The sequence below is a fragment of the Streptomyces canus genome (genome assembly GCF_030816965.1).
Classification (GTDB): Bacteria; Actinomycetota; Actinomycetes; order Streptomycetales; family Streptomycetaceae; genus Streptomyces; species Streptomyces canus_E.
The window spans coordinates 7182166-7206067 of sequence record NZ_JAUSYQ010000002.1 but is presented as its reverse complement, the minus strand read 5'-3'; the positions used below and the strand labels follow the sequence as shown (position 1 = coordinate 7206067).

Annotated in this window: 23 protein-coding genes; 1 reads left to right on the top strand and 22 read right to left on the bottom strand. The window is 70.1% G+C overall.

Annotated elements, in window-relative coordinates; translation table 11 throughout:
• Positions 1-52: 52 nt before the first annotated feature.
• From dprA to proS, 16 genes are all read right to left on the bottom strand, one after another.
• Positions 53-1210 carry a DNA-processing protein DprA gene (dprA, locus tag QF027_RS34255; protein ID WP_307078969.1) on the bottom strand — a complete coding sequence of 386 codons (1158 nt, stop codon included), beginning with the start codon at positions 1208-1210 and terminating at the stop codon, positions 53-55.
• Positions 1207-2832, bottom strand: a complete 1626-nt coding sequence (locus tag QF027_RS34250; RefSeq protein WP_306975847.1) for a YifB family Mg chelatase-like AAA ATPase — start codon at positions 2830-2832, stop codon at positions 1207-1209. Before QF027_RS34250 ends, dprA begins: the two co-directional genes overlap by 4 nt.
• 1 nt (position 2833) lies before the next feature.
• Positions 2834-3196: a YraN family protein gene (locus QF027_RS34245; protein ID WP_306975849.1), complete on the bottom strand. Its 363-nt coding sequence runs from the start codon at positions 3194-3196 to the stop codon at positions 2834-2836.
• Between the two features lie 101 nt (positions 3197-3297).
• The gene (locus QF027_RS34240) at positions 3298-3606 is read right to left on the bottom strand and encodes a DUF2469 domain-containing protein (protein ID WP_003965949.1); all 309 of its coding nucleotides are present in this window, start codon (positions 3604-3606) and stop codon (positions 3298-3300) included.
• A gap of 56 nt (positions 3607-3662) precedes the next feature.
• Positions 3663-4187, bottom strand: a complete 525-nt coding sequence (locus tag QF027_RS34235) for an NUDIX hydrolase (RefSeq protein ID WP_306975852.1) — start codon at positions 4185-4187, stop codon at positions 3663-3665.
• Positions 4177-4950 carry a signal peptidase I gene (lepB, locus tag QF027_RS34230; protein ID WP_306975854.1) on the bottom strand — a complete coding sequence of 258 codons (774 nt, stop codon included), beginning with the start codon at positions 4948-4950 and terminating at the stop codon, positions 4177-4179. Before lepB (QF027_RS34230) ends, QF027_RS34235 begins: the two co-directional genes overlap by 11 nt.
• A gap of 117 nt (positions 4951-5067) precedes the next feature.
• Positions 5068-6039, bottom strand: coding sequence for a signal peptidase I (lepB, locus tag QF027_RS34225; RefSeq protein WP_307078967.1), 972 nt, complete (start codon positions 6037-6039; stop codon positions 5068-5070).
• On the bottom strand, positions 5927-7021 hold the full coding sequence (gene lepB, locus QF027_RS34220; RefSeq protein ID WP_307078965.1) for a signal peptidase I: 1095 nt from the start codon (positions 7019-7021) through the stop codon (positions 5927-5929). Before lepB (QF027_RS34220) ends, lepB (QF027_RS34225) begins: the two co-directional genes overlap by 113 nt.
• Positions 7014-7709 (bottom strand): signal peptidase I, encoded by a 696-nt coding sequence (lepB, locus tag QF027_RS34215; protein ID WP_306975861.1) that lies wholly within the window; start codon positions 7707-7709, stop codon positions 7014-7016. The genes lepB (QF027_RS34220) and lepB (QF027_RS34215) overlap by 8 nt, the downstream gene beginning before the upstream one ends.
• A 45-nt stretch (positions 7710-7754) precedes the next feature.
• Positions 7755-8105 (bottom strand): 50S ribosomal protein L19, encoded by a 351-nt coding sequence (rplS, locus tag QF027_RS34210; protein ID WP_013000407.1) that lies wholly within the window; start codon positions 8103-8105, stop codon positions 7755-7757.
• Between the two features lie 133 nt (positions 8106-8238).
• Positions 8239-9072: a tRNA (guanosine(37)-N1)-methyltransferase TrmD gene (gene trmD / locus QF027_RS34205; protein WP_307078963.1), complete on the bottom strand. Its 834-nt coding sequence runs from the start codon at positions 9070-9072 to the stop codon at positions 8239-8241.
• The gene (gene rimM, locus QF027_RS34200; RefSeq protein WP_306975866.1) at positions 9072-9623 is read right to left on the bottom strand and encodes a ribosome maturation factor RimM; all 552 of its coding nucleotides are present in this window, start codon (positions 9621-9623) and stop codon (positions 9072-9074) included. Before rimM ends, trmD begins: the two co-directional genes overlap by 1 nt.
• Positions 9624-9706: 83 nt before the next feature.
• Positions 9707-9946, bottom strand: a complete 240-nt coding sequence (locus QF027_RS34195) for an RNA-binding protein (RefSeq protein ID WP_005479813.1) — start codon at positions 9944-9946, stop codon at positions 9707-9709.
• Between the two features lie 2 nt (positions 9947-9948).
• Positions 9949-10368 (bottom strand): 30S ribosomal protein S16, encoded by a 420-nt coding sequence (rpsP, locus tag QF027_RS34190; protein ID WP_059208521.1) that lies wholly within the window; start codon positions 10366-10368, stop codon positions 9949-9951.
• Positions 10369-10620: 252 nt separating this feature from the next.
• Positions 10621-11223: a hypothetical protein gene (locus tag QF027_RS34185; RefSeq protein WP_266559152.1), complete on the bottom strand. Its 603-nt coding sequence runs from the start codon at positions 11221-11223 to the stop codon at positions 10621-10623.
• A gap of 260 nt (positions 11224-11483) precedes the next feature.
• Positions 11484-12899: a proline--tRNA ligase gene (proS, locus tag QF027_RS34180; protein ID WP_306975870.1), complete on the bottom strand. Its 1416-nt coding sequence runs from the start codon at positions 12897-12899 to the stop codon at positions 11484-11486.
• 199 nt (positions 12900-13098) lie between these two features.
• Between proS and QF027_RS34175 the strand changes: the two genes are divergently transcribed.
• A complete protein-coding gene (locus QF027_RS34175; protein ID WP_307078961.1) occupies positions 13099-13956 on the top strand; it encodes a class I SAM-dependent methyltransferase in 858 nt (285 codons plus the stop codon).
• Here the strand turns inward: QF027_RS34175 and ftsH are convergent.
• From ftsH to nsdA, 6 genes are all read right to left on the bottom strand, one after another.
• Complete coding sequence (ftsH, locus tag QF027_RS34170) at positions 13953-15890, bottom strand: ATP-dependent zinc metalloprotease FtsH (protein WP_307078959.1); 1938 nt, start codon at positions 15888-15890, stop codon at positions 13953-13955. The two genes, QF027_RS34175 and ftsH, sit on opposite strands and share 4 nt — an antisense overlap.
• Before the next feature lie 86 nt (positions 15891-15976).
• Complete coding sequence (ffh, locus tag QF027_RS34165) at positions 15977-17524, bottom strand: signal recognition particle protein (protein ID WP_307078956.1); 1548 nt, start codon at positions 17522-17524, stop codon at positions 15977-15979.
• Between the two features lie 84 nt (positions 17525-17608).
• Positions 17609-20062, bottom strand: a complete 2454-nt coding sequence (locus QF027_RS34160; protein WP_306975879.1) for a [protein-PII] uridylyltransferase — start codon at positions 20060-20062, stop codon at positions 17609-17611.
• Between the two features lie 26 nt (positions 20063-20088).
• Positions 20089-20427, bottom strand: coding sequence for a P-II family nitrogen regulator (locus tag QF027_RS34155; protein ID WP_003997576.1), 339 nt, complete (start codon positions 20425-20427; stop codon positions 20089-20091).
• Entirely contained in the window at positions 20424-21758 is a 1335-nt protein-coding gene (locus tag QF027_RS34150; protein ID WP_306975881.1) for an ammonium transporter, read from the bottom strand. Before QF027_RS34150 ends, QF027_RS34155 begins: the two co-directional genes overlap by 4 nt.
• A gap of 313 nt (positions 21759-22071) precedes the next feature.
• A complete protein-coding gene (gene nsdA, locus QF027_RS34145) occupies positions 22072-23577 on the bottom strand; it encodes a transcriptional repressor NsdA (RefSeq protein WP_307078954.1) in 1506 nt (501 codons plus the stop codon).
• Between the last annotated feature and the right edge of the window lie 325 nt (positions 23578-23902).

Sequence of the window (23902 nt, the reverse complement as noted above, 5' to 3'; positions counted from 1 at the left end):
GCGGGAAACCACAAGGGCTTCGGGCTTCGCCCGGACGGCCGAACACGCTCGGTCAACGCGGGCCGCGACCACCCCGGACGGAGATCATCGCCTGGCGTGTCAACTTCCAGCTGTCGCCGTGTCGTTCGACGTAACCGAGTGCACGGAGTTCGTACAGTCTCGCGATGGCGTCGTCCCGTGTCGTCTGCGCACCGCGCGCGATCTCCTCCACACCGGCCTCCCCTCGACCGGGCAGCGCGGACAGCACCGTCCGTGCCGCCGGGGCCAGCAGATCGCGCGGCAGCACGGGCCCGCGCCGGTCCGGGGCCATCTCCCCCATGTCCCCGACCAGCTCCACGACTTCCGCCGCGTCCGTGACCAGCGTGGCGTCCCCGCGCAGCAGCTCGTGCACTCCGGCCGACAGGCTGCTGGTGGCCGGCCCGGGCACTCCTATCGTGTGACGGCCCAACCGCTGTGCCGCACGGGCGGTGACCAGCGAGCCGCTGCGGTGGGCGGCCTCGACGACCACGGTGCCCCGGGTGAGGGCGGCGATCACCCTGTTGCGCAGCACGAATCTGCTGGGCGTCGGATGATCGCCGGGCGGCAACTCCCCGATCACCAGACCCTGTTCCGCGATCCTGGTGATCAACTGGGCGTGTCCGCGTGGGTAGGGCCGGTCGACCCCGCAGGCCAGGACGGCCACGGTGGCGCCGCCTGCGCCGAGAGCACCGCGGTGGGCGGCGCCGTCGACCCCGTACGCCCCGCCGGACACGACGACCCAGCCGCGCTCGGCGAGCCCGGTGCCGAGGCCGGCCGCCATGTGAGCCCCGTACTCGGTACAGGCGCGGGCCCCCACGAGGGCGACGGACCTCAACGCCCACATCCGCAGGCTGGGCAGCCCCCGAACCCACAGTCCGATCGGCCGCGCGTCTCCGAGATCGTCGAGCTGCCCCGGCCACTCGGCGCCCCCGGGAACGACGAAGCGCGCACCGGCCTCGTACGCGACGGCGATATCCCGGCGGGGCTCGGCCACCCGGGCCCGGGCCCGCAACCCACTCCACCGTTTCTCACTCACCCCGGGCAACGGCTCCCCGGACCCCCGCAACCGAGAGGCCACCTCCCGCACACCCCACTCGCGGATCCAGCGCCCGCCGACCTCGTCCCCGGGCTCGACGACCCGAGCGAGGAAGACGCGGTCGAGCAGCTCGCCCTCGGGTTCGTCGCCGGTCATGTCAGCGCCCCGATGGCCATGGGCACTCCCCGGGGCACTCCGGTGCGCAGTTGCAGCGCCAGGGCGACGTCCGTCGCGTCCGGACGGTCGTGTCCGGCGAGGTCCGCGACCGTCCAGGCGACACGCAGGACGCGGTCGAGCCCTCGGGCGGTCAGGACGCCCCGCTCCAGATTGCGCTCGGCCTCGTCCATCGCCCCGGACACGGCGTGCCATCGGCTTCGCAGCTCGCGTCCGGGCACGTCGCTGTTGGTCCGCCACGGCGAGCCGGCGAAGCGCAACGCCGCCCGTTCCCTGGCGGCCCGCACCCGGTCGGCGACCATGGCGGTCGACTCGCCGCGGGCGCCGCGTCCGGCAAGCTGGTCACGTGTGACACGGTCCACCTGCACCCGCAGGTCGACCCGGTCGAGCAGCGGACCGGAGAGCCGGGCCTGGTAGCGCCGGATCGCCGAGGGCGGACACTCGCAGAAGTCGTCGGTCTGCGTGAAGCGGCCGCAGGGGCACGGATTCGCCGCGAGGACCATCAGGAACCTCGCCGGAAACCGCACCACGCCCGCGCTGCGCGCGATCACCACGTGCCCCGCCTCCAGCGGCTGCCGCAGCGCGTCGAGGGCCTGGGTGTTGAACTCGGGTGTCTCGTCCAGAAAGAGGACGCCTCGATGAGACAGCGACACCGCCCCGGGGCGGGCGATACCGGGTCCGCCACCGACGAGGGCCTGCATGGTGGCCGAGTGGTGGGGAGCGCAGTAGGGGGCTACATCGATCAGGGGCTTGCCCGGCGGCAGCAGACCCGCGACCGAGTGCACCGCCGTCACCTCGAGCGACTCGTCCCGGGCCAGCCGGGGCAGGATCGCGGGCAGCCGCTCCGCCAGCATCGTCTTGCCCGCGCCGGGCGGGCCCTCCAGGAACAGGTGATGGCCACCGGCCGCCGCCACCTCCACCGCGGTCCGCGCCGAGATCTGACCGACGACGTCGGCCAGGTCGTGGCCGTGGTCCTGCTGCGCGGCTCCGGAGCTGTGCATGCCGGTGGCGGCTCCCGTCCCCGGCACGCGCAGGCCGGCCAGCAGCGGATCGGGGCGGCCCGGCTCGTCGGGTTCCTCGTCGGGCACCGGCTCGTCCGCGAGGACCGCGATCAGCTGCCGCAGGGTGCGCACGCCGAGAACGGAGACTCCGGGCACCAGTGAAGCCTCGGCGGCGGCGCACTCCGGCACCACGACCTGCTCATAGCCGGCGTCCGCGGCGGCCAGTACCGCAGGCAGAATGCCCCGGACAGGCCGCACCCGGCCGTCCAGCCCCAGCTCTCCGATCATCACGATGTCAGCGAGCACGCGCGGGTCGATCCGCTCGGAGGCACCCAGCACGGCACACGCAACGGCAAGGTCGAATCCCGAACCCGCCTTCGGCACCGATGCCGGACTGAGCCCCACCGTGAGCTTCTTCTGCGGCCATTCACCGCCCGAGTTCACGACGGCCGCCCGAACCCGGTCCCGGCTCTCCGTCAAGCTCTTGTCCGGCAACCCCACCAGTGTGAACGCCGCCACCCCGGGCTCCAGGTCCGCCTGGACCTCGACCACGACTCCCTCGACGCCCACCAGCGCCACCGAGCACGTACGAGCGAAACCCATCTCAGGCCACCCCCCGCGCATGCTCGACCACGGGCGCGCCGCGCTGCGGCAGGACCACACCCACCAGGTCGATGCGGACGCCTCCCGGTGGTGCGCCTCCGTGGGCGTGGATCCAGCAGGCGGCGAGGCCCCGCAGGCGCTCCGCCTTCTCGGGGGTCACCGCGGCCATGGGGTGCTCGAAGGCGCCCGCCCGCCGTGTCTTGACCTCGCACACGACCAGGACCTCGCCGTCCCGCGCCACGATGTCGATCTCGCCCGTCCTGCCACAGCGCCAGTTGCGCTCCAGGACCGTCATCCCGGTCTCGGTCAGCCGCCTCGCGGCCAGACTCTCGCCGTACTTGCCGAGTGCACTGCGTGCGTTCATGTCGGCACCACCTCCGGCGCCAACGATCACGCAGCCCCGTCCACCGAGTTGATCTTGGTGGACTACTCACCGGTTGTGGAAAACCGGGTCACCCGCAAGGGTCACCCACCGGGCAACTCCAGGTCACTCTTGTTCAACTCCTCGATGTTCACGTCCTTGAACGTCAACACCCGGACTTGTTTCACGAAGCGAGCCGGCCGATACATGTCCCACACCCACGCATCCGCCATGGACACCTCGAAGAACACTTCGCCCTGGACCGAGTGCACCTGCATCTCGTAGTCATTGGTCAGGTAGAAGCGCCGCTCGGTCTCGATCACGTATTTGAACAGACCGACGACATCGCGGTACTCCCGGTAGAGCTTGAGCTCCATCTCGGTCTCGTACTTCTCGAGGTCCTCGGCGCTCATGGCATGTTCCCCTTCAGCCGTGCGATCCCACCATTGTGCGCCAGTCCCGTCAGCACCTAGACGATTTCGGTGTCGAGGGTCACGGGCCCGGCCGGGGGACCTTCGTCGAGCAGCCTGCGCAGCAGCTCGGCGAGTCTGGTCGGATACACCGTCTCATGTGCCTGGCTCAGTTCCTGACACGTCCACCAGCGCGCTCCGGCGACACTGCGCCGCTCCAGCTCGGTCAGAGCCGTGGCCCGGGTGGCCGTCACCGTCGTACGGGCCAGGTAATACCACTCGTCCTGGTCCCAGCGACGACCCGCGAACGGGAACGAGCATGTCCGCCGCCAGAGCACCGGCCCGAGTTCCACCTCGGTGATGCCGGTCTCCTCGGCGAGTTCCCTCAGCGCGGCCTCTTCACGGGTCTCCTCGCCCTCCAGTCCGCCACCAGGCGTGAACCACCAGTCGTCGGCCGGATCGTCCGGCTCGTGACCGTGCAGCAGCAGGATGCGGTCCTCGGGATCGAGCAGGACCACCCGGGCCACCTTGCGCAGTCCGCCTTCGGGCGAGTCGTCGTGCCCGGCCGACACCTCAGCGGGCACCGGCGGGCTCCGTCCGGACGCGGGAGCGCCCGCCGAAGAGCTTGGCGACGGGCCCGTACGCCCCACCGCCCAGTACAAGCACCGCGCCGACGATGATCAGGATGAAGATCGTACGCAGCGGTCCGGGCGAGGAGAGCGCGCCGAGCGGCTCGAAGCCGGTGGGGCGCTCCAGCATGCCCTTCATGGGCCAGACGACGGCGTCCACCCGAGCGGTCACGGCCGAGCGTGCGACGGTGCCCTGGGCGGCGTCGGTGAGGTGGGCTGAGGAGTCCAGCGAGCCCTGGCGCTCGTCGCCGAGCAGGAACAGGCGGCCTTGGGGCACCTTCACGTTCGGGATGGACTTGTCCTCGACCACGCTGCCCTTGAGATAGGTCTCGTCGATCTTCTTACCGTTGACGGTCAGCTTCCCGTCGGTGCAGCAGGCGACGGTGTCCCCGCCGACCGCGACGACCCGCTTGACCACCGAGGCGCCGGTCACCCAGCTCTTGTCGGTGAAGACGACGACATCGCCCCGGCGTATCTCGTCGCCGTCGACGCGCTGCGCCAGCACCCGGTCGCCCGCGTCGATCGTGGGCGTCATCGAGCCGGTGGGCACGGTGTACGGCAGGTACAGCACCGCTCCCCAGGCGAATCCCCCGAGAAACAGCACCAGGCCCAGCGCGACGGCCAGTCCGGACAGTCGCTGTCCGGTCCGGCCGCCCACCGGGCCCGTGCTGGTGCCGCCGCTCCGCGGGGCCGTACGTGTAGTGCTCTCGCCACCCATGGACCCGCACCCTACCCGGCGGTACCGGGCCGGGGCAGCCCCTCCTCCCCGGCCGGGGTCACCCGCTCCGCAAAGCTTTCGCCAGGTAGCGCGGCACCCCCGGTGACCGGGTTCTGATCAGCGGGTCCGCTCCACGGTGATCTTCCTGCGCCGCCACAATGCCACCGGCACCACACCGACGAGGGCGATCCCCTGCGGCGCGACCGTCAGGGCGGCGGAGGCCGACGACCCGTTGTTGATGCCGGCCTGGTCGAAGGTGTCGGGCTTGGGCAGCGTGCCCCAGCGGTTGAGCGGCCAGGCCTTCACGACGGCGCGTCCGACGACGTCGTCGACCGGGACCATGCCGTGGTGCTTGTCCGACTGGTTGTAGCGCGAGTCACGGGAGTTCTGCCGGTGGTCGCCCATCACCCAGATGTAACCCTTGGGGACCTTCACCGTGAACGTGCCGCCCTGGTCGTCCTGGCTGCACGGCGTGTTGCCGGGGTAGACGTAGGACGCCTCGCTCAGCGCCTTGCCGTTGACCTTCAGCGGACCGGTGCCCTCACAGGAGACCGTGTCACCACCGACGCCGACGACGCGCTTGATGAGGTCCTTCTCCTCGGCGGACGGCATCAGGCCGATCCAGGAGAGGAACGTCTGTACGGCGTTCGGGTCCGCCGTCGGCTCGCCCGCCAGCCAGTTGTCGGGGTCGTGGAAGACGACGACCTCGCCGCGCTCGGGCTCGGAGCCGAACCACGGGGTGAGCTTGTCGACCAGGACGCGGTCGCCCTCCTGGAGGGTGTTCTGCATCGAGTCGGAGGGGATCGAGAAGGCCTGCACCAGAAACGTCTTGATCAGCAGCGCCAGCACGAGCGCGATGCCGACCAGGATGGGCAGCTCCTTCCAGAAGGAGCGCGGCTTCTTCGCCCTGGGAGCCGAGTCGCCCGGCCCCCCTCCCTTGACCTCCGTCGCCATGCCGTCCTCAGTCGCCCGGGAGTCACTCCCGGAGGTCACGGCGCTGTCCGCGGCCGGGTCGGCTGCTTCCACGGGACGTCCGCGGTGCTCCTCGCCGTCGTGCCCGGATCGTGCGCCAACCGCCACATCCCCCACGCCAACTCCTTACTCTGTGCCGCCGCCTGCCCCAGATTCGGCGCAGGCCCACCACTCCCATAACGAGCGGGAGTTCCGCAGGGCTCGGGAGTTGGATCGCTTCGTTCGGATCCTCGGGAGCAACCCTAAGCGACGCCTGGGAGCCTGAGGTCGTCCCTGATGCCGAGTCGGCCACGGAAGAGTAAGTTTTCGGTTCTTTCAGGGTGGTCCAGTGCCCAAAGGGCCACGCGATGACCATGGCCCGTCCGACCACCGAGTCCAGGGAGACGGTGCCGCCGTAGTCGGTGTCCTGGTGCGAGCGGGAGTCCGCAGAGTTGGCCCGGTGGTCCCCCATCACCCACAGCCGCCCCTGCGGGACGGTGATGTCGAACTGCTGGGTGGAGGGGGCGTTTCCGGGATAGAGGTAGTCGGTCTCGCTCAGGGGGACGCCGTTGACGGTGACCCGCCCCTGGGTGTCGCAGCACTTGACGCGGTCGCCACCGACCCCGACGACCCGCTTGATGAGGTCCTTCTCGTTGTCGGACGGCAGCAGGCCGATGAAGGTCAGGCCCTCCTTGACCTGCTTGACGACGACGGGGTCGTCCTTCTTCGTCGTGGTCTGCTCGTCCTGGAGCCAGCCGCCGGGGTCCTTGAAGACGACGACGTCCCCGCGCTGCGGCTCGGAGCCGAACCACGGGGTGAACTTGTCGACCAGGACGCGGTCGCCGATCCGGATCGTCTGTTCCATCGAGCCGGACGGGATCACGAACGCCTGCACGAGGAAGGTCTTCAGGACCAGGGCTATGAGGACGGCCACGCCGACGAGGAGGGGAATCTCCTTGACCGCGCCGCGCCTCCTGCGCCGCTTGACCTTGCGCTGGAGCTTGCGCCGCTCCGCGCGCGAACGGCCGCCCGTGGGGCCGACGGAACGCCGGACGCCGGTGGGCAGCAGATTGTCGGCGGCGGAGCTCGACACACCGCGCGGTTTGCCGCGGTTACCCATGCGCGCCCTCCGCTGCGGGCACGCGCGCGTAGGCGGCCGAACGGTGCAGACGGGTGGCGTGGCCGGCGGGCCAGAGGATCCAGTCGGCCCGTCCGAGAACGTCGCCGACGGGGATCATGCCGCCGCCCGGTGAGCCCAGATGGTCCCGGGAGTCGCTGGAGACGCTGCGATGGTCGCCGAGGACGAACAGCGCGCCGTCGGGCACCTCGACGTCGAAGGACACCGAGGACGGGCTGTCGCCCGGGTACAGGAAGCCCGATTCGTCGACCGACCGGCCGTTCACCTCGATCCTCCCCACCTTGTCGCAGCAGACCACGTGGTCTCCCCCCACACCCACAACGCGTTTGATGTAGTCCCCGTCCCCGAAATACCCGGTTCCGTCGAACACGACCACATCTCCCCGCCGCGGCTCGGCACCGAAACGGTACGCCAACCTATTTACGAGAACGCGGTCCCCGATCCTCAATCCGTTTTCCATGGATCCGCTGGGAATCTGGAATGGTCTGACCACGAACGTACTGATCAGCAGAAGAAAGACCAGGCAGAGCAGCAGGGCCAGGGAGATCCGGCCCCCCGGCAGCCCCTCGGTGATCCGCGACACCAACGCGAAACGCGACCGTCCCTCCGCGGCCCCTGGTGCGGGGCGGGAGGAGCGGTCGCGCTCCGTCGGCTGTGCTTCGGTGTCCATCGGAGCCAGATGCTATCCGGCCCCGCTGTGACCTCCGAAAAGCGCTCAGTTGTCGCGCTTCTCCTTGATCTTCGCGGCCTTGCCGCGGAGCTCGCGCAGGTAGTACAGCTTCGCGCGGCGCACGTCACCGCGGGTGACGAGCTCGATCTTCTCGACGATCGGGGTGTGCACCGGGAAGGTGCGCTCGACGCCGACGGAGAACGAGACCTTGCGGACCGTGAAGGTCTCGCGGACACCGGCGCCCTGGCGACGGATCACCACGCCCTTGAACTGCTGCACACGGGAGCGGTTGCCCTCGATGACGCGGACGTGGACGTTGACGGTGTCACCCGGGCGGAAGGCCGGGATGTCGCTGCGCAGCGACGCGGAGTCGACGGAGTCGAGCAGGTGAGACATTTCGTCTGCTTTCTTCGCCCATGCCACAGGTCATCGGCGGTAGCTAGTGTTTCGTGAGGAGGCTGTCCGTGCCGGGGCGGGCGTCGTGTCCCCCTGTGGCAGGGGCGCACGCCGGACGACGCACAACAGCGGCCTATTGTTCCACGGCTTCCGGCCTGCGCCAAAATCGGCCGTACGGCTCCCCCGCCGGGTCCGGCGCCCAGCCCAGGATGGAGAGCATCTCGCGGTCCTTCTTGTCGAAGGCCCCCGGGTCACAGCGCTCGATGAGGTCGGGCCGGTTGGCCGCCGTACGCCGGAGTGCCTCGTCGCGGCGCCAGCGGGCGATCTTGCCGTGGTGCCCGCTGAGCAGCACGTCCGGGATGCCGCGGCCGCGCCACTCGGGCGGCTTGGTGTAGACGGGTCCTTCGAGCAGGTTCGCCATGGCTCCGGGCGCGAAGGAGTCGTCCCGGTGCGACTCGGCGTTGCCCAGAACACCGGGCAGCAGACGGGCCACGGCCTCGGTGACCACCAGCACGGCCGCTTCGCCGCCGGCGAGGACGTAGTCGCCGATGGACACCTCGTGGACGGGCATCCGGGTTGCGTACTCGTCGATCACTCGGCGGTCGATGCCCTCGTAGCGCGCCGGAGTGAAGATCAGCCAGGGGCACTCGGACAGCTCCACGGCGAGTTCCTGGGTGAAGGGGCGGCCGCTGGGGGTGGGGACGATGAGCGCGGGCGCGTGGGAGCCCGTCTCGTAGCCGTCCGCGAGCACGCAGTCCAGCGCGTCCCCCCAGGGGTCGGTCTTCATGACCATTCCCGGGCCGCCGCCGTACGGGGTGTCGTCGACGGTGTTGTGCCGGTCGTACGTCCACTCGCGCAGATCGTGGACGTGCACGTCCAGCTGTCCACGCGCGCGTGCCTTGCCGACCAGGGAGACGTTCAGGGGTTCGAGGTACTCGGGGAAGATCGTGACGACGTCGAGCCGCATCAGGACTCGTCCTCGGAGTCCCGGGAGGACGCGATCTCGGCGCGGTCGTCGATCAGCCCGGGCGGTGGTGTGATGACCGCCTTCTGCTCCGCCAGGTCGATCTCGGCGACGATCTCCTCGACGAACGGGATCATCACCTCACTGCCGTCGGGCCGCTCGACGATGAAGAGGTCCTGGGAGGGCAGGTGCGAGATCTCGGTGATCCGGCCGACCTCGACGCCGTCCGCGGTGACCACGTCGAGGTCCATCAGCTGGTGGTCGTAGTACTCGTCCTCCTCCTCCGGCAGCTCCTCCGGATCGACCTCGGCGATCAGGAGGGTGTTGCGGAGGGCCTCGGCGGCGGTGCGGTCCTTCACGCCCTCGAAGCGCAGGAGAAGACGACCGCTGTGGACGCGGCCGGCCTCGATGGTGAGCGGCCCCGTGGAGGGCGGGTCGGTGGCCAGGACGGCGCCGGGGGCGAGCCTGAGTTCGGGCTCGTCGGTTCGTACCTCGACGGTGACGTCGCCCTTGATGCCGTGGGCGCGGCCGATCCGTGCGACTACCAGCTGCACTGTGCTTGCTCTCCTGTCATACGACTACGGGCCGGGGACGGCCCGATGGCCCTCCCCGGCCCGAGCCGGTGCTGCGTTTGACGTCAGCGGACGTGGTCGACGTCGACGAGGTCGACGCGGACACCGCGGCCGCCGATGGCGCCCACGACGGTGCGCAGGGCACGCGCGGTGCGGCCGTTGCGGCCGATCACCTTGCCGAGGTCGTCGGGGTGTACCCGGACCTCGAGAACGCGCCCGCGGCGCAGGTCGCGCGAGGCGACCTGCACATCGTCAGGGTTGTCGACGATGCCCTTCACGAGGTGCTCGAGAGCCTCCTCGAGCATGCTCAGGCCTCGGTCGACCCGGACTCGGCCGCGGCCTCGTCCTTCTTCTCAGCCTTCTTCTTCTGGGTGATGGCCTCACCCTTGCCCTCGTCGTCGCCACCAAGGGCCTCGAACGAGGGACGCGCGGCCTTCTCGGCCGGCTGGAGCAGCGGAGCCGGGGCGGGCTCGCCCTTGAACTTCTGCCAGTCGCCGGTCTTCTTCAGGATGGCGAGCACGGGCTCGGTCGGCTGCGCGCCGACACCGAGCCAGTACGCCACACGGTCGGCGTCGACCTCGATGCGCGAGGGGTTCTGCACCGGGTGGTACAGGCCGATCTCCTCGATCGCACGGCCGTCACGGCGGGTGCGGGAGTCGGCGACGACGATGCGGTAGTGAGGCGAACGGATCTTGCCCAGACGCTTCAGCTTGATCTTGACTGCCACGGGAGTGGGTTCTCCTGGAATTGACGTGGTTGGGCACGGCGAGATTGCCGCGTGGGGTTGCGGTACCCGAGTGCCCGATGGACGCGTCAGCCGGAGGCGAGAGGGTTCCTGTGCGGCTGTCGAGTACAGCTAGCCATTGTGCCACACCCCGCGGCTCACGTCGGACCGAGGCCGCGCACGTGCATGCCCGAGGGGCACCCGGCGTTCCAGGTGCCCTCGGGCAGACCGCGACTGCCACGAGCAGCCGCGATCTCAGCTTGCCGCCGCGCCCACGATCTCGGGGATGCGGAACGGCTTGCCGCAGCCCCCGCAGACGATCGGCGCCTGGGCCAGGACGGAGGGGACGACCCTCACATTGCGGCCGCAGTCGCAGACCGCCTTGACCCGGACCCCGCCTCCGGAGGAGCCGTGACGGGCCGCCGGTCCCCGGAAGGAGCGAGCGGTGTCGGCGGAGGTCGCCGCCGTGTGGGCCTTGAGGGCGCGTTGGAGCTGATCGATGGTCGGGCGATACCGACGCTTCGCCTCGGGGGTGAGCGTGACCAGTGAGAAGCCGCTGCTCGGGTGCGGCTCCTCGGGGTGGTCCAGGCCCATCTCCTCGGCGATCGCGAGGAATCTGCGGTTGTGGTAGCGGCCGGCGCGGGAGGTGTCGCGGATGCCTCGCGCGGCGGCGATGCCGTGGACTGCCTCGTGAAGCAGTCGCTCGAAGGAGAGCTCGTGACCGCACGCGGACGACGACTCCCCGATCAGGGACTCTGGCGCGGCAAGGTCCGGCAGCTCGGGGTGGTACCGCTGAATGTCGGCCCACGCCTCTGCCAGCTCTGCGGCGAGTACAGGTGGTGTCTGTGTCGTGCTCACGTAATGACAACGAGCCGGAGTGCCCCTGTGTTCCTATTCCGGGGCATCCCAAATATTTTGCACGTACCCGTCAGTTGCCGCTGATGCGTGGAGACGAGGGCGGGTGCGCTGATCTGCGGAGAAGCCTCGCAGCTCATACCAAGCTGGTGCGTAGTGTGAGGTACGCCCCGGCGCGTAGATCGTGTCCACGCGCCGGTGCGATTGTGATCCGCAGGTGCGCAAGAGGCGTTTCGGCCGCTCTCGCACCGGAAGGTGCTGCCTCAGTAAGCGCGCGCGACGACCGCGACGTTACCGGGCGCGTCGTCGGCGCTCGGCACCGACCCGTCCTCCGCGACCAGACACCGTACGGTCACCGCGTGCTCGGCCAGCCTGGCCTCGCCTTCTTCACCGAGGGTGGCCCACGGGATCCGCGCCCAACCGCCGGCGACAGCGGCCTCGACGGCTTCGTCGAACGTCGACACCTCGGTCGTCCGGGACGCGCGGCGCTCGCGGGACTGGGCCAGCAGCAGCGCCTGGTCCTCCTCGAGAACGGCCGGGAGCAGTCGTACGAGATCCTCGACGGCGATCGCCTCCTTCCCTCCCGGGATCCGCCGCGCCACCATCGCGGTGCCGTTCGCCAGGTCACGGGGCCCGATCTCGACGCGGACCGGTACGCCCTTGAGCTCCCAGTCGACCGCGCGGCGGCCGAAGGGGGTGTCGGTGCGGTCGTCGACGTGGACGCGGATGCCCGCCGTCTTCAACCGGTCGCCGATCTCGCGGACCTTGGCCAGAACCGGCTCGTCGCCCTTGATCGCGAGGACGACGACCTGGATCTGCGCGAGCCGCGGCGGCACGCGGAGGCCGTTGTCGTCACCGTGCATCATCACCAGGGCGCCGATCATGCGGGTGGTCGAGCCCCAGGAGGTCTGCCAGACGAGTTCCTGGGTGCCGTCCTTGGACAGGTACGAGGTGTTGAAGGCCTTGGCGAAGTTCTGGCCCAACTCGTGGCTGGTGGCCATCTGGAGGGCCTTGCCGTCGCCCATCATGCCTTCGAGCGTGAGGGTGTTGATGGCGCCGGCGAAGCGCTCCTTGACGGTCTTGCGGCCGGGGACGACGTCCATGGCGAGGACGTCGGTCATGAAGTCCTCGTAGACCTGCCGGTGGATGTGCGAGGCGAACGCACGCGCGTCCTCCTCGGTCGCGTGCGCGGTGTGGCCCTCCTGCCACAGGAACTCCGTCGTCCGCAGGAAGAGCCGGGGCCTGAGTTCCCAACGCACCACGTTCGCCCACTGGTTGATCAGCAGCGGCAGGTCGCGGTAGCTCTGCACCCACTTCGAGAAGTAGTCGTTGATGATCATTTCGGAGGTGGGGCGGACGACCGCGGGTTCCTCGAGTTCCTTGCCGCCGCCGTGGGTGACCACCGCGAGTTCGGGCGCGAACCCCTCGACATGGTCGGCCTCGCGGGTGAGGTACGACTGCGGGATCAACAGCGGGAAGTACGCGTTCTGGGTGCCCGTCTCCTTGATGCGGGCGTCCATCTCGGCCTGCATCCGCTCCCACAGTCCGTACCCGTACGGTCGGATGACCATGGTGCCGCGCACCGGACCGTTGTCGGCCAGTTCGGCCTTGGTGATCAGATCCTGGTACCAGCGCGGGAAGTCGTCCGCCCGGGGTGTGAGAACAGGTGCCTTTGCCATGGCGCGATGTTACGGGCGCACATTGCCGGGATGTGAATTCTTTTCCCCGGCACATGCCAACCCGCAACAGGGCCCTTCTGCCTCTGGACGAGCGGTCGAGTGCGGAGTTACCTGGCATACGGGGGGAGTGCGAGCGCACGTCACGGGGGCTACGGAATCGGGCACAGAGGCAACTCTCGGCGGATTGGGGCGCTTATCCATGACACCTACGCTCGTGCGGCAGCACCTGTCTCATACGGGAGAGGGATCCCGTACGGACCCCGGTGCACGCGCGCGTGACTGGTCCGAGATCCAGGAGCGGATGCTGGTTCCACTGTACGAGGCCGTCTACGAGCGACTGGAAGTGGGCTCCGCGACGCGGGTGTTGGGCCTCGGCTGCGGCAGCGGGCTCGCCCTGCTGATGGCGGCCTCCAGAGGCGCCGCGGTCGCCGGTGTCGAGCCCTCCTGCCCCGAACGGCTGGCGCTGGCGCGGCAGCGGCTGCTGGCGGAGACGTCGGGCACACGCGCGCGTGCCGGCACCCGGCTCGTCGAGGGAGCCCCCGGGAACGCCGCCGACGCCGGCACTCCCCCGTACACCCTCGTGACCGCCTTCGAGCCGATCGGGTGTCTGGCGGGCGACTCGGAGGGGCTCGGTGAACTTCTCGCCTCGGCGACACCGCTCGCCGAGCGGGGAGCGCCCGTGGCGCTCGCCGGCTGGGGTCCGCCGGAGCGGTGCGCCACGTCGTCCGTGCTGCGGGTGGCCACCAAGCTGGCGGATCCGCTGCGCAGCACGGGCAGTTGGCGCCCGGCCCTGCGCGACGACCTGGAGGAGGTCGCCCAGCGGGCGGGCCTGAGGCCTGACGGCTCGGGGCGGGTGGCCTGCCCCTTCGGGTACGCCGACCTCGACAGCGCGCTCAAGGGGCTGCTGTCGACCGGGCTCTTCGACGCGGCCATCGAGGCGACCGACCGGGCGCAGGTGGACAAGGAGGTGACGGAAGCCCTGCATCCGTATCAGCGCCGGGACGGCACGGTGTGGATGCCGAACGTCTTCCGGTACCTGATCGCGAGGGTCCCCTAGACCTCCGCATCCTTCTTCATCCGCGTGATCCCGGCGATCCGGTACGCGTCCGTCTCCTCCAGCGTCTCGCTCGCCAGCAGGGCCTCGGCCAGCGCGTCCAGTTGCCCCCGGTGCTCGGCGAGCTTGCGGAGGGCCTCGTCGTAGCACTCGTCGACGATCCGCCGCATCTCGCCGTCGATCACATCGAGGGTCTGGGGTGCGGCGGCGAGGCCGTATGCCTGCTGGGCGTCGCTGGGGAGCGCGGACAGGCGTCCCACCCGCTCGCTCATCCCCCACCGCGCGACCATCCCGCGCGCGATGTTCGTGACCTGTTCGAGGTCGTTCTCGGCACCGGTCGTGATGACGCCGTACACGACCTGTTCCGCGGCCATGCCGCCGAGCGCGCCGATGATCCGTCCGCGCAGGTACCCCTCGGAGAGCGCGTACCGCTCCACCTCGGGCGTCGACATGGTCACCCCGAGCGCCCGGCCGCGCGGCACGATGGTCACCTTGCGGACCGGGTCGGCGCCGGGCTGCAGCATGCCGAGGAGGGCGTGCCCGCTCTCGTGGTACGCGGTACGGCGCCGGTCCTCCTCCGGCATCACCAGCGTGCGCTCGGCCCCGAGCTGCACCTTCTCCAGGGCCTCCGACAGGTCGTACTGCGTCACCCGCTCCTGCTTGCGCTTCACGGCGAGCAGCGCGGCCTCGTTGGCGAGATTGGCCAGATCCGCTCCTGTCATGCCCGGGGTCGTGCGGGCCACCCGGGCCAGGTCCACCTCGGGCGCGAGCGGGATCTCGCGGGTGTGGATGGCGAGGATCGCCTCGCGTCCGGCGCGGTCCGGCGGGGAGACGTTGACGACCCGGTCGAAGCGGCCGGGCCTGGTCAGCGCCGGGTCCAGGATGTCGGCGCGGTTGGTCGCCGCGATGACGACGACGCCCTCGGACCCCGAGAAGCCGTCCATCTCGGTGAGGATCTGGTTCAGCGTCTGTTCGCGCTCGTCGTGACCGCCCACCGAGGCGCCGCCGCTGCGGACCCGCCCGATGGTGTCGATCTCGTCGATGAAGATGATCGACGGCGCCACCTTGCGGGCCTCGGCGAACAGCTCACGGACCCGGGACGCGCCGACACCGACGATCATCTCGATGAACTCGGAGGCCGAGGCGGAGAAGAACGGCACGCCCGCCTCGCCCGCCACGGCGCGCGCCAGCAGGGTCTTGCCGGTGCCGGGCGAACCGGCGAGCAGCACACCGCGGGGCATCTTCGCGCCCATCCTGCGGTAGACGTCGGGGTGCTCCAGGAAGTCGACGACGTCGTCCAGCTCGCCCTTGACCTCGTCGATGCCGGCCACATCGGCGAAGGTGGTGCGCTGGGTGCCGGGCCGAAGGCCCACCGGCTTGGGCGGCGCCTTGCGCCCGAGCATGCCGCCCGCACCACCCAGCCCGCCGCCGACCCGCCGGGCGAAGAAGATCCACACGGCGACCAGCAGCACGATCGGCACCAGCGAGAGCAGCAGGTTGGGCAGCAGACCGCGCTGCTGCACGACCGGTCGCGCGGTGACCGTGACGTCGTGTCTGCTCAGGTTCTGCCAGAGGGCGTCGTCGGCGAAGGCCGGGCGCTGGGTCCTGAACTTGGTGTAGTCGCCGCCGCCGTCGGGATCGTCCCGGGACTGCTTGAGCTGGCCCTGGATCGCGTCGCCCTTGGAGTAGATCTTGTCGACGTTGCCCGCGTCGACCTGTCTGCTGAACTCCGTGTAGGAGATCGTCGGCTCGTCGCCCCCACCGAGGTAGTTCAGCCCGACGTACACCAGCAGGAAGACGATCACCGCGGTGACGGCCAGTCCCCACCAGCGGCCCCGCGGCCGCCTCCCGCCGGGGGGCCGTGGTCCGTCGTCCGGGGTGCCCTCGGTGCGCCAGGGCTGGTCGGGGGCCTTGCGCGCCGGAGCGGCATTGCTCATATCTGGACGTTACGGCAGACCTCGGGCCTCGGCACGCGCTGAGGGCGCCCTCCGGCAGGGAGGACGCCCTCACAGTCGTACGGGACTCAGCCCATGAACTTCTTGAACTCGTCCGGCAGCTCGAAGTCCTGCGGGACCTGCTGGCCGGGCACACCGAAGGCGCTGCCCCCCTGGGCGGCCTTGCGCTCGGCCTCCTCCTGCTCCTGCTGCTTGCGCTTCATCGGGTTGCCGGAGCGCTGCTTGCCCTTGGCCTTCTTGGGCTGCTTCTTGGAGCGGCCGGGGCCGCCGCCCATGCCCGGGACACCCGGCATGCCCGGCATCCCGCCGCCCTGGGCCATGCGCGACATCATCTTGCGGGCCTCGAAGAACCGCTCGACGAGGTTCTTGACCGCGCTGACCTCGACGCCGGAGCCCTTGGCGATACGGGCGCGGCGCGAGCCGTTGATGATCGTGGCGTCGGCACGCTCGGCCGGGGTCATCGACTTGATGATGGCGGCCGTGCGGTCGACGTCCCGCTCGTCGAGGTTGTTGATCTGGTCCTTGATCTGGCCCATGCCCGGGAGCATGCCGAGCAGCTTGGAGATGCTGCCCATCTTCCGGACCTGCTCCATCTGGGCCAGGAAGTCGTCCAGGGTGAAGTCCTGGCCCTTCTTGGACGCCAGCTTGGAGGCCATTTTCTCGGCCTCTTCCTGACTGAACGTCTTCTCCGCCTGCTCGATCAGGGTGAGCAGGTCACCCATGTCGAGGATGCGGGAGGCCATCCGGTCAGGGTGGAAGGCGTCGAAGTCCTCGAGCTTCTCGCCGTTCGACGCGAACATGATCGGCTTGCCGGTGATCTGGCGGATCGACAGGGCCGCACCACCGCGGGCGTCACCGTCGAGCTTGGAGAGCACCACGCCGTCGAAACCGACGCCGTCGCGGAAGGACTCGGCGGTGTTGACCGCGTCCTGACCGATCATCGCGTCGACGACGAAGAGGATCTCGTCGGGCGAGACGGCGTCACGGATGTCCGCGGCCTGCTGCATCAGTTCCTGGTCGATACCCAGGCGGCCGGCGGTGTCCACGATCACGATGTCGTGGACCTTGGACTTCGCGAACTCGATGGAGTCCTTGGCGACCTTGACCGGGTCACCGACGCCGTTGCCCGGCTCGGGCGCGTAGACCGCGACACCGGCGCGCTCGGCGACGACGCTGAGCTGGTTGACGGCGTTGGGACGCTGGAGGTCGGCGGCGACGAGCAGCGGCGAGTGGCCCTGCTCCTTCAGCCAGTGGCCGAGCTTGCCCGCGAGGGTGGTCTTACCGGCACCCTGGAGACCCGCCAGCATGATCACGGTGGGCGGGTTCTTGGCGAACCGCAGCCGCCGGGTCTCGCCGCCGAGGATCGTGACGAGCTCCTCGTTCACGATCTTCAGGACCTGCTGCGCGGGGTTCAGCGCCCGCGAGACATCGGCACCGAGCGCGCGCTCCTTGACGTTCTTGATGAACGTCCGGACGACGGGGAGGGCCACGTCCGCTTCCAGGAGGGCGATCCGGATCTCGCGCGCGGTGGCGTCGATGTCCGCCTCGGAGAGCCGTCCCTTGCCGCGCAGGTTCTTGAAAGTCGCTGAGAGGCGATCGGAAAGAGTATCGAACACGGCGCTCGCGGTCCTCGGGGTCGGTGGCAGCTGGGAATCGCCCTCCAGGGTATCCCGGCGACACACGTTGCCGGGATCCCCCGGTCAGCCCCGCAAGGTCTCCTCCAGCTTCCGGGCCACGGACGCGGCTTCGCCGGCTCCGAGCGGGGCGCCCTTGCCGTCGGTGACGTAGAAGGCGTCCACCGCGTTGGCGCCCAGCGTCGACACGTGCGCGCTGCGCATCCGCACCCCGGCGTCCTCCAGCGCGCGCCCGATGCGGAACAGCAGCCCCGGAGCGTCCTGGGCACGCACCTCGATCACCGTGGCATGCCGGGAGGCCGCCGAAGCGACCGTCACGCGCGCGGCGGGCGCGACGACGCCCCGGCGCCTCGGATACGCGGCGTCGCGCTCGGCCAGGCGCCCGGCGACGTCCAGCGAGCCGTCCAGGGCCCGTACGAGATCGGCGCGCAGCCGGGCGGCCTGGGGCAGCGAGCCGTACTGGGCGGCGACCCGCCAGTTCAGCAGGAGCACGGAGCCCTCCACGCCGTCGGGCAGGTCCAGGGCCCGCAGCTCCGCCGTGCGGACGGTCAGCCGGTGCACGGCCAGCACTCCGGCAACGGCGGGCAGTACACGCGGCTGGTCCGGTACGGCGATGAGGAGCTCCACGCCGAGCGGCTCGGGGTCCCCGGCGGGCTGGCCTTCCGTGAGCGCCGGCGGCTCGGTCTGCGCGCGCAGGGACAGCACCGGGCTGCCGGTCGCCACCGCCTCGATGGCGAGCCGCTCCTGCTCGGCAGTGGGCGCGGCGGCCTCCGGCTCGTCGAGGTCGTCCCCGGCGAGCACGGCGGCCACCCTCTTGACCAGGTCGGCGACGAGCGAGCCCCGCCAGGACGACCAGGCGGCCGGCCCGGTGGCCAGGGCGTCCGCCTCGGTCAGCGCGTGCAGCAACTCCAGCGTGCCCTGCGATCCGACCGCCTCGGCGACCGAACGCACGGTGGCCGGGTCCTCCAGGTCACGCCGGGTGGCGGTGTCCACGAGCAGCAGGTGGTGCCGTACGAGCGTCGCGAGTACGGCGACGTCCTCGCGGTCGAATCCGATGCGGGCGGCGACGTCCTTGGCGATGATCTCGCCGGCCACCGAGTGGTCGCCGGGCCAGCCCTTGCCGATGTCGTGCAGCAGTGCGGCGACGAGCAGCAGGTCGGGACGGTGGACGCGCCTGGTGAACTCCGAGGCGCGGACGGCCGTCTCGATCAGATGCCGGTCGACGGTCCAGATGTGCACGGCGTTGCGCTGGGGACGGCACCGCACCCGCTCCCAGTCGGGCAGCATCCGGGTGATCAGCCCCTCGGCCTCGAGTGCCTCCCAGACGTCGATGGTGGGCTGGCCCGAGCCGAGCAGGGTCACGAGCTGCTCGCGCGCCTCGGCGGGCCAGGGCGTGGGCAGGGGGCGCACTCCGGCCGCCATGCGCCGTACGGCGTGCAGGGAGAGCGGGAGTCCGGCCTGTGCGGCGGCGGCCGCGGCACGCAGCGGGAGCACGGGGTCGCGATCGGGGCGCGCGGCGCGGGCGAGCACCACTTCGCCGTCCTGCTCGACGACCCCCTCCGCCAGCGGCGACCTCTCGGCCACCGGCTTGCCGCCCCCGAGCATGGCGCGCAGCCGCGGCCGCACGGCACGCGACCTCAGGACGCGTCCCACCTCCCGCCAGGTGACGTCACTGGCGTACGAGATGACCCGCGCGGCTTCGTAGACCTGCCGCAGCAGGGTGTCGGCGTCGAGCAGTCCGAGCTCGGCGGCGACCTGGTCCTGTTCCTGGAGCGCGAGCCGGTCGGTCGCGCGGCCCGTCGTCAGATGCAGGGCGTCCCGGACGTCGAGCAGTCGGCGCCGGGCGTCGTCGAGGCCCTCGCGCGGGGCGTCGGCCAGCCAGGAGGCGGCGACGGCACGCAGGGCGGTGGCGTCCCTCAGGCCGCCCCGGGCCTCTTTGAGATCGGGTTCGAGCAGGTACTGCAGTTCGCCCTGGCGCTCGGCGCGCTCGGCGCACAGTTCCTGGAGCTCGGGAAGGCGCTTGGGGGCCTGGTTGCGCCAGTCGGCGAGGACCGCCGTCCGCAGGCCCGCAGTCAGCCCCAGATCGCCGGCGATGTGGCGGGCGTCCAGGAGGCCGAGTTGGACTTTCAAATCCTCCGCGGCCGTCTTGCGGGCCTCCGCCGGCGTGCGCACGGAGTGGTCGAGGGCGAGCCCGAGGTCCCACACGGGGTACCAGATGCGGTCGGCCAGCGCGGCGACCGCGCCGGAGTCGCTGCCGTCGTGCAGCAGGACCAGGTCCAGGTCGCTGCGCGGGGACAGCTCGCCGCGGCCGTAGCCGCCGACGGCGATCAGGGAGACCCCGCGCAGTGCCTCGGCGCCCGCGGTGAACAGCCCCGAGAGCCAGTCGTCCGTCAGGTCGGCGAGGGCCGAACGGCGCGGCGGCCCGGACCGCGCCTCCTCCTGGAGGAGGCGCAGCCGGGCCGCCGCGTAGCCGCTGGGTCCCGAGTCCTCTACGTCCTTGTGCACGCCCGTGCTCGTCACCCAGCAGCTCCAGTTCTGTTCTTCGGTCAGAGCGCGTCCGGGCCGCGCTCGCCCGTCCGGACCCGTACGGCGGTCTCGACCGGCAGGGACCAGACCTTGCCGTCACCGATCTTGCCGGTACGGGCCGCCTTGACGATGACGTCGATCAGCTGCTCGGCGTCGTCGTCCTCGGCGAGGACCTCGATGCGGATCTTCGGGACCAGGTCGACGGTGTACTCGGCACCGCGGTAGACCTCGGTGTGGCCCCGCTGACGACCGTAGCCGCTCGCCTCGGTGACCGTCAGGCCGTGGACCCCGAAGGCCTGGAGGGCTTCCTTGATCTCGTCGAGCCGGTGCGGCTTGACGACGGCGGTGATGAGCTTCATGCGTCCACCTTCTTGGACTCAGAGGCGGGCGGGGTCGGCACGGCGCTGCGGTCGTAACCACCGCCGGCGCCGCTGAAGTCGTATGCGGTCTCGGCGTGCTCGGCCTGGTCGATGCCCGAGATCTCCTCGTCCTCCTCGACCCGCATGCCGATCGTCTTGTCGAGCAGGAAGGCGAGGATCGCGGAGGCGATCAGGGAGTAGGCGAGGACCGCGAAGACACCGGCGCACTGCTTCCAGAGCTGGTCCGCGTTACCGCCGTAGAAGAGGCCCTTGACGGGGGACTGGCCCTTGCCGCTGGCGAAGAAGCCGATCAGCAGGGAGCCGATGACACCGCCGACCATGTGGACACCGACGACGTCCAGGGAGTCGTCGTAGTTGAACCGGTACTTCAGGCCGACGGCCGCGGCGCAGGCGACACCGGCGATGGCGCCGATGCAGATCGCGCCGATCGGGGTGATCGCACCACCGGAGGGGGTGATGGCGACCAGACCGGCGACCGCGCCGGAGGCGGCGCCCAGCGTGGTGAACGCGCCATGGCGGATCTTCTCGTAGATGAGCCAGGCGAGCATGGCGGCCGCGGTGGCGATCTGCGTGTTGACGAACATCAGCGAGCCGACGCCGTCGTCGTTGCCGAGCCACGAGCCGGCGTTGAAGCCGAACCAGCCGAACCACAGCAGGCCCGCGCCGAGCATGACCAGCGGGAGGCTGTGCGGGCGCATCGGGTCGCGCTTGAAGCCGACGCGCTTGCCGATGACCAGGATCACACCGAGCGCCGCGGCGCCCGCGTTGATGTGGACCGCGGTACCACCGGCGAAGTCGATCACACCGAGCTCGAAGGCCCAGCCGCCGGTGCCCCAGACCCAGTGGGCCACCGGGAAGTACACGACCGTCGCCCACAGGGCCACGAAGAGCGCCCAGGCGGAGAACTTCACACGGTCGGCGATCGCGCCGCTGATCAGGGCGGGCGTGATGATGGCGAACATCATCTGGAAGACAGCGAAGGCGAGGACCGGGATCGTGTACCCGGACCAGATGTCTCCCTTGTCGATGCCGGTCCATCCGAAGAAGTCGGATTCCCAGCCGATGAGCGAGCCGTGGTCCGTACCGAACGCCATGGAGAAGCCGTAAAGCACCCACAGGATGGTGACGATACCCATGCTGATGAAGCTCATCATCAGCATGTTGAGGGTGCTCTTGACGCGGACCATGCCTCCGTAGAAGAAGGCGAGACCCGGCGTCATGATCAGCACCAGGGCGGAACAGATCAACATGAAGCCTGTGTTGGCCACAGACAGTTTGTCTGCGGCGAGCGTGATGGCGGTTGGTGCCATCGGCGTCTCCTCGTCGTAGGTACGGCCCCGTGCGGGCGAAGCCAGAGCGGAATGAGGGGTGGGCCGGTTATGCGCCATGAGATTGACGCAGCGCGGTTTCGGTGGAAGCCCCTCGTTGTTTCGCCGCCGTGACGAAGACGCCTCGTGTGTTACGCGTCGATGAACTGGCAGATATGGGCCGCGTCGATCGTTATCGTGGCGCAACCTTCGCTCAAGGAGTGAAACCGGCCGCGGTCGGCCTTCCGATGACCTGGCACGGGGGAGCCGAGTCGGGCAGTTCGGGAGGGCCGGCCGCGGCCGGGGTTCTGGGGATTCAGACGGCTTCCGCGGTCTCCGGAAGTTCCGCGGCGAGCTTCTCGGTGAGTTCCACGACCTCGGCGAGATCACCGAAATCGCGTACAGCCGTGTCGACCGTCTTTCGAATACGAGTGTTGACCCGCTCGGAGCGGACCTTCTTGGCGATGTGCATGGCCTGTTCCGCCAGTACGGTGCTCTGCTCGGGCTCGCGCCGGAGCAGATGCACCGTGGCCATGCCGATGAGATTGAGTGCGTACGACCGCTGGTGCTCGTCGTCCTTGGAGAAGAGCTCCACCGCCCGCTGCATGAGGGGCTCGGCCAGGGAGGCGTAGGTCGGGCTGCGACCGGCGACGTAGGCCAGGTCCCGGTAGGAGTGGGAGTTCTCGCCGTACAGCTCGGCCTCCGAGAAGAACCGGATCCAGTCGGGGTCCGGCTCGTCCCACTCGTCGGCGTCGGCGAAAACGTCCTCGGCCATCCGGACCGCCCTCTTGCACTTGCCGGGCTGTCCCATGTTGGCGTAGGCGCGGGCCTCCATCGCATACAGCATCGACTGGGTGCGCGGGCTCGCACAGTCCCGGCTGCCGTACTGCGCGAGGTGGATCAGCTCCAGGGCGTCCTCGGGCCGCCCGAGGTGGATCATCTGACGGCTCATGCTGGACAGGACATAGGAACCGAGCGGCTTGTCGCCGGCCTCCTTGGCCGCGTGCAGGGCGAGGACGAAGTACTTCTGCGCGGTGGGCTGCAACCCCACGTCGTACGACATCCAGCCCGCGAGTTCCGCCAGTTCGGCGGCGACCTTGAACAGCTTGCGGGTGGTGGTCTCGGGCTGGGGCTCCTGGAGGAGGTCCGTCACTTCGTGCAGCTGGCCGACGACCGCCTTGCGGCGCAGGCCGCCGCCGCACTGGGCGTCCCACTGGCGGAACATCTCGGTCGTCGACTCGAGGAGGTCGAGCTCGGGCTTCGAGAGGCGGCCGACGCGACGGGACGAGGCGGGGTCGGGTTCCCGGTGCGGGGTGGCGGCCGACCCCGGGACGAGCCAGCGCTGCATGGGCTCGATGAGGGACGGGCCCGCGGACAGGACCAGCGAAGTCCCGAGGAAGCCGCGCCGCGCCAGCATGAGGTCGCTGCGCGAGAACTCGCTGAGCAGGGCCACGGTCTGCGGGCCCGTCCAGGGCAGGTCGACCCCGGTCGCGGACGGTGACTGGCGGGCGGCGCGCAGTCCGAGGTCCTCGACGGAGACGACGCATCCGAACCGCTCGGAGAACAGCTCGGACAGGATCCTGGGGATGGGTTCGCGGGGGTTCTCGCCGTCCAGCCAGCGGCGCACCCGCGAGGTGTCGGTGGAAATGTGGTTGGCCCCCAACTGCCGGGCTCTGCGGTTGACCTGGCGGGCGAGCTCGCCCTTCGACCAGCCGCTGCGCACGAACCAGGAGGTGAGCAGCTCGTTGGGACGTTTGTCGGCCTGAGAGGAGCTCTGCGCGGCGCTCCCGGCGCCCGTCCCGCTTCCGCTGTTGCCGCCCACTGGAACGCCCCCATCCCTGAGACCACTTGTCACCGAGTGCGCCAAGCCTTATCAGAATGCCGGTAAATGCGGCCGTTCGTCCGGCAGTTGTCAGCCTTGGAACCGCGGAAGCGACTTGCCTCCGGCATACCCACAAGTGCATGTGCCCCCAGGACTCGTGCACTCAAAGTAATCCTACGATCACGCGTCCAGCCATGGCGATCCCGGAAACGCCACCATTCGCCACCCCTTCGAATGAACTCACGGGCACCTCCGCACGATTCACTTGACATAGACCGAGCAGGGGTAGGCGGGGTGGTGCACTCAGGGGCGCACATGACCCAGC